The 4,362-nt window shown below is 59.7% G+C and carries 4 protein-coding genes and 1 pseudogene; 3 read left to right on the top strand and 2 right to left on the bottom strand.

What is annotated here, in order from left to right; translation table 11 throughout:
• The 3 genes from ACWI8T_RS08515 to ACWI8T_RS08505 all read left to right on the top strand — a co-directional run.
• On the top strand, window positions 1-1,486 hold a 1,486-nt coding region (locus tag ACWI8T_RS08515), incomplete at its 5' end, for a response regulator transcription factor (RefSeq protein WP_449138631.1).
• Window positions 1,487-1,495: 9 nt separating this feature from the next.
• A complete protein-coding gene (locus ACWI8T_RS08510; RefSeq protein ID WP_449138630.1) occupies window positions 1,496-2,761 on the top strand; it encodes an Mbeg1-like protein in 1,266 nt (421 codons plus the stop codon).
• 67 nt (window positions 2,762-2,828) lie between these two features.
• Entirely contained in the window at window positions 2,829-3,725 is an 897-nt protein-coding gene (locus tag ACWI8T_RS08505) for a UbiA family prenyltransferase (protein WP_449138632.1), read from the top strand.
• Between the two features lie 111 nt (window positions 3,726-3,836).
• Here ACWI8T_RS08505 and ACWI8T_RS08500 read toward each other — a convergent pair whose 3' ends face one another.
• Window positions 3,837-4,094 carry a response regulator transcription factor gene (locus ACWI8T_RS08500; protein WP_449138629.1) on the bottom strand — a complete coding sequence of 86 codons (258 nt, stop codon included), beginning with the start codon at window positions 4,092-4,094 and terminating at the stop codon, window positions 3,837-3,839.
• Window positions 4,073-4,362: pseudogene (locus tag ACWI8T_RS08495) on the bottom strand (hypothetical protein); the annotation flags it as partial. The gene ACWI8T_RS08500 and the pseudogene ACWI8T_RS08495, both read right to left, overlap by 22 nt.

Raw genomic sequence — 4,362 nt, 5'->3', positions numbered from 1 at the left:
TCTGGCGAGCGGTCGCGCTATTATGAAAGCTCCCAATAAGCATATTCAGGAAGGCGCGCGCGTGAACAAAACCCAAGAAGATACCCCGAAGCCGTCATGGGCGCGCATCGCCGGCTTCGCATGCTACCAGGGCTTTGTATACGCCGCTTTCTATTTGGGCACGAACCACCAAATGCAGCTCGGCCCCTTTTCGGTGGAGCGTGCGGAATTGCTGCTCACGCTCGCATTCATGGTTGCCGCTTTCATTGGCGAGCGCCTCGCGCCCGATGTCGCCGAACGCGCCCTGTCGCGCAGCGGCACGCTCGCCGCGTTCGCGGCGTTCATGAGCGCCGGAGCCGCCATTTCGGCCGCGCCCGGCACCACCGCGGCCGAGGTTGCCGCAGAAGGCCTGCTCATTGGCGCGCCTATGGCGCTCACGCTCATGGCCTGGGGCAAAACGCTCGGCGCCAACCCGCCGCGCCTCGCCGCAACCGAGATTTTCGCCGCCACGGGCATTGCCGCCGCATGCTGCTTCGCGCTGTGGTTTGCGCCAGAAGAAATCGGCTTGGCGCTTCGATGCGTGCTGCCATTCGCTGGCGTGGCGTTCATGGAAATCGCCCGACACGAGCAAAGCGGCGACACGCCGGAAACGGCACAGCCTCCCATCATTAAACCAGCGCGCGCTCGCGCGCTTTCCGCGCGCATGCTCACAGGCGCCCTCATCTTCGGCTTGGCCGCGGGCTTCGTTGAGGCCTACCGAAGCGACCCCGGCTCGCTTTCCACGCCCACGCTCCCCTATGCCATGTTCATCGTGGCGCTGTTCTGCGGCGGCGTTTTGGAAACGCTGCGCGCGGCAGGCGAACGCGACACGTTCTCGGCGAGCTACCGCATTGCGTTCACGCTCATGCTCGCGGGCTTTTTGTTCGCGCCCGTGCTCGCGAACGTCGATATCACGGGCGACGCCATTGTGCTCGCGGGCTACCTGGGCCTGTGCGCGGCCTTCGCATCGCTGTTCTGCGCGAGCGCCCAGCTCGAAGGCGCAAGCTGCGCGCTCGCCTTCGCACAAGGGTTTGCGGTGCTCTATGGCGGCGAGGCGCTCGGCATCTTCCTCGCGAACGGCCTCGACGCCGCCAATTCGCTGAACTCCACACCTTATGCCGCCATGGCCACCGCAGGCCTCGCCATGGTGTGCGCCTACGTGTTCCTGTTCACCGAGCGCGATTTCAGCGCGCTCTCCCGCGCGGTCGACACCGTCGCCGTCGACAACACCGAAGACGTGAAAAAGGCCATCGCCCAGGCGGCGGCGCTTTCAGCGCGCGAAACCGAGGTGCTCTCACTCGCGCTGCGCGGCCGCACCAACGAGCGCATCGCGCAGGAGCTGTTCATCGCGAAAAGCACCGCCGATACGCACCTTCGCCGCATCTATTCGAAGTGCGGCGTGCACAGCCGCCAGGAACTGCTCGACTTGGCCGAAAAAACCGCTGCCAACCTGCGAACCCGCGAATAGGAACAGCTCATGGGAACACCTGAAAAGATGAGCGAAAACGCCCGCGCGATGCATTCGATGGCGCCTAAGCAAAAAACGCAGAAGTTCATGGCCGATTTCTTGCGCGAGACGCAGGAAAGCTTCATCGAAGTGCCGTTCTGCCCCGTCGACAGCCTCGTGCTTTCGTCGCTCGTGTATTTGAACCTCGACGAATACCGTTACGGAAACGTGCATGGCGCAGAAAGCGTACCCGTAATCGACATTCTTCGCTTCACGCCGCTGCAAAGCATGCTCTCGAGCGGCTGGCTCGAAGATGCCGAAGAGTTGCCCGAGTTCTTGCGCGCGCTCGCATGCAGCCGCCGCTATGCCGATTTAAGCGTGTGCCTGTTCGCGAACGAGACCGCCGAAATTATCGAAAAGCAGTTCTGCGCGTGCACGTTCACCGTGGGCGCGAAGGACGGCTCCCCTTTGGCATACTTGGCGTTCCGCGGAACCGACGGCACCATCGCGGGCTGGAAGGAAGACTTCAACCTGAGCTATATGCCCGTGATTCCCTCGCAGAAAACCGCGACGGCATACGTGTCGGGTGTGCTTTCCGCGCTGCCGAGCGACATGCCTATATATGTGGGCGGCCACTCAAAGGGCGGCAACCTCGCCGAATTCGCCGCGCTCACTATCGATGAGGGCGGCTACACGCGCATCAAGCGCGTGTTCAACCACGATGGCCCGAGCTTTCTGGAAGCGCCCTCGCCGCGCATCGACGAGCCCGAATTCCAGGCGAAGCTCGACAAAACCGTGCCCGAGTCTTCCGTATTCGGCATGATTCTGGAAAGCCGCGACGACTTCCGCATTGTGCAGTCGAACGCGATGGGCTTCTTCCAGCACGTACCGTTCACCTGGATTGTTGACGGGTATGACTTCAGCACGCAGCGCACGCTGAACAACAGCGCGAAAATGTTCGACATCACGCTTGATCGCTGGCTGCGCAGCTGCTCGCAGCACGAGCGCGAAGTGTTCATCGACACGATGTATGACCTCATTACCTCGAGCGACGCGAAAAGCTGGGCCGATTTCCAGAGCAGCTTCATGTCCAATATGGCAACATTCATGCGCGACGGCCGAAACCTCGACGACCAAACGAAGGAAGTCATGGCGCATGCCATTAAGAACCTGGGCGACGTGGCTGGCCACACGATGCGCGAACGCCTGGGCGCAACGATTGAACGCATGAAAGAAGCTGTACCGTTCATCGACACCGAACGCGACGAAGCGCAAAACGCGCGCAGGAAGAACTAACGAGACCTCGAAAGAAGAGACCGTGGAAAGCACTACCAAACCCGAATATAAGAAATTCACCGTGAAAATGGCCGTGCAATTGGCCGCTCCGCACACCTGGCCGGCAGCGATCCTGCCCGCGCTCGTAGCGACGAGCGCGGCGGCGGCCACGGGACACGCGATTTCGCCGATCATGGCGTGCGTGCTGCTCGCGATTTGCATTCTTATGCAGGCCTCGGTGAACACGTTCAACGACTACTACGACTTCGTGAAGGGCACCGACTCGGCCGACGACGACGTTGAGGTAAGCGACGCCACGCTCGTGTACAACAACGTGAACCCCGCGTGCGCACTGCGGCTGGGCATTGGGTTTTTAGTGGCGGCATTCCTGCTGGGGGCATACGTTATTTGGCAGGCCGGTTGGATTCCCTTGGCGATTGGCGTTGTGGGCGCCGTGTTCGTAGTGGTGTATTCCGCGGGCAAAACGCCCGTTTCCTACCTGCCTATTGGCGAAGCCGTGAGCGGCGGCGTTATGGGCGGCCTTATTCCGCTCGCATGCTACCAGGCGCTCACAGGCGATTTGAATTGGCTCATGCTGCTGTGGGCGGTGCCCGAGATTATTGGCGTGGGCCTGATCATGATGACGAACAACACGTGCGACATTGAGAAAGACATTCCCGTTGGCCGCCAAACGCTACCCGCGAAACTCGGCCGCGAGAAGGCTCGCAATGCCTACCACGCGCTCGTAGTCGCGTGGCTTGCGGCGATCATGGTGCTCGTAGGCGCGTTTTTCACGGGCGGCCTTATCGTGGTGCCGTTCATGCTGCTCGCCGCCATTCCGCTGCTGAAAGCGCTGTTCGCCAACCCACTCAATTCACACTCGCGCATTGGCGCCATGGCTCAGATTTGCAGCCTGAACATCGCCTTGGGCGCATTTTATGCTGCGGCGATTCTTGCCAGCTCAGGAGTTTGTTTTACGTTGTAAAGAAGATAACGCAGAAAGCGAAATGGGTGTTTTACGGCGTAAAGCACCACATGGAATATTGCTCATACGCGAAGCGCCCTGCGGCAGCACAGCCATTGCCCTCGAACTCGCTTAGTTCTTGATATCGGTAAATTCAGCCTTCTCATCGCGAGCGAGCTCATTTTGCACAGCATCAAGCAACTCTTGGCGCCCATGCACGTCGAATTTGCGATAGATATGCGAGATATGAGTTTTTACCGTACCATCGGACAAATACAGCGCTTCACAGATATACGGCCGACTACGGCCCTGCGCTAGGAGCATAAAGACGTCCGTTTCTCGCGCAGATAGACTGTGCGATTTTGCTATTACCGCATAGCATAGAGCCAAGGACGCTCGAGAGACTCACCCTGCTGATCAAGCAGTGGATTCGGCGACGAGGTATCGGAAACCTCATTTCGATGTAAGACACCCTCCGCCGCAAACGAGAAGCCCGACGAAGGAATTCCCATAACTTGCTCAATCTCGAGCGGGCGAGTACTCATTGGGCGAATAGTTGCAACCATAACGAGGAAAATGGCAATTACCATAAGCGGACGAATATCCATAGTGGCATCCTGCGCCAAGAAGATCCAAGGAATCGCGAGCAATCCAAAGG

This window comes from Slackia sp. (assembly GCF_977041755.1).
This window is presented reverse-complemented; position numbering and strand designations above follow the sequence as displayed.

Bases quoted from the DNA above. Each gene is read 5' to 3' on its own strand.
- ACWI8T_RS08510 (WP_449138630.1), top strand. From the start codon at position 1,496: ATGGGAACACCTGAAAAGATGAGCGAAAACGCCCGCGCGATGCATTCG.
- ACWI8T_RS08505 (WP_449138632.1), top strand. From the start codon at position 2,829: ATGGCCGTGCAATTGGCCGCTCCGCACACCTGGCCGGCAGCGATCCTG.